Source organism: Rhizobium sp. FKY42, from assembly GCF_005222835.1.
Classification (GTDB): Bacteria; Pseudomonadota; Alphaproteobacteria; order Rhizobiales; family Rhizobiaceae; genus Neorhizobium.
Window position 1 is genome coordinate 1 of record NZ_STGA01000036.1, and the last position, 1,334, is coordinate 1,334.

Genomic DNA, 1,334 nt, shown 5'->3' on the forward strand with positions numbered 1-1,334 from the left:
GCCATAGGTGCGGGATGAGATTGCGAAATCAAGTTCAAAAAATTCAATCAACGATTGCGGCGGCACGCAGCCTCCGAGAAGACGCGCGAATGCCCGTCCCGACCTTGTCGGACGTCTCAAACCCACGATATTCGGTCGGAATCACAACGATTTACGGCTGCGATCTAAATGGTCTCGAGGCTTGTTTCGCTCTGGCCGGATTATCTACTCAAACGTGATCCACGGCACGCCCTGAACGAGCGAGCCGCCATGGGCACAGGGATCGCCCAGTCGCGCTACTGCTTTGCCCTCAATGTTGGCAATGGCAGAGCCACCGGTAATCCTGTCCGATGTCGTGGGAACGCCGGTACAAAGCAGGCTGTCTCCCACTGTTGCAATCGGCACGCCTTCAACGGTCACAAAACTCTGCTGCGTCGAGACCACCGGACCGCCCACATGCGGCTTCGGACCCGGATCAACCATCGGGCAGATGTGCATGTGGCCTTGCAGTGAAACAAACGATCCCATGGGCCACCTATTTCGCTTTAAAGGTGATTGACTGATATTTGCTCAAGTAAGCATCGTATGCGTTTTGCATCTCCACGTTCACGACTTTAGGAGGTTTGTCAGAAGACTGCTCCCAGAATTGAGGTGAATTTTCTTGATCCAAACCGGTAACAAATCCATTCGTACTGACACTAAGCTTTGAGAACAATACGGCTCCCAAACCGTAAAGAGCCTCTCCGTTTGCGTTTTCGAAAGCTATTAGCACATCACGAGAAGGATTGCTGAAGACAGATACGCCGTTGAACGTGATGTTAAATTTGGTATGGCTATCCAGCTGGATACCCTTCAAGCGATTATTTCGAAAATAAAGCACAGGTGATTCCAGGTCTCTAGCCTGCTGTAAAACAGGGCCATTATCGGGGTCTGATTGGGAAAACTCTGCATAAATCGGCCCCAGTATAGATGCTAGAGACGCAACCTCATCACGCGACATTCCAAAACGAAGCGGACCTACTCCTAACAACGGCTCTAATTTCCAAGTTTCACTCATTTTGCATCCCCTAGACTAGGCCGTGCTTCTTCAAGCATGTAGTATACGCTTCCATCTGATAAATTGCTTTGGTATATTTGCCAGGAAATTTCGCTTCGACTTCTGCAACGTCGATGCCTTGAGCCGCCATAAAGTTTCCTGAAGCGATCATTTCCTGTTGCCCCGCGAGTGTTGAATTGGACTGTGGTGACCGCCCATAGCTGTTGGTCAGTCGATGGTCGCGTTGATCCATTTGGATTGCAGGACTAACGTTTGGATGCAGTGGAGACAATGATTTTGCCGGCATATGATGGCTATC

3 protein-coding genes are annotated in these 1,334 nt (G+C 50.1%); all 3 read right to left on the minus strand.

Translation table 11 applies throughout. The features are described 5' to 3' along the window. Window positions 1-204: 204 nt before the first annotated feature. The gene (locus tag E8M78_RS15905) at window positions 205-507 is read right to left on the minus strand and encodes a PAAR domain-containing protein (RefSeq protein ID WP_137135995.1); all 303 of its coding nucleotides are present in this window, start codon (window positions 505-507) and stop codon (window positions 205-207) included. Window positions 508-514: 7 nt separating this feature from the next. Continuing rightward, window positions 515-1,036, minus strand: a complete 522-nt coding sequence (locus E8M78_RS15910) for a hypothetical protein (RefSeq protein ID WP_137135996.1) — start codon at window positions 1,034-1,036, stop codon at window positions 515-517. 10 nt (window positions 1,037-1,046) lie between these two features. After that, window positions 1,047-1,334: hypothetical protein (locus E8M78_RS23350; RefSeq protein WP_205910247.1), on the minus strand; the 288-nt coding region annotated here is incomplete at its 5' end.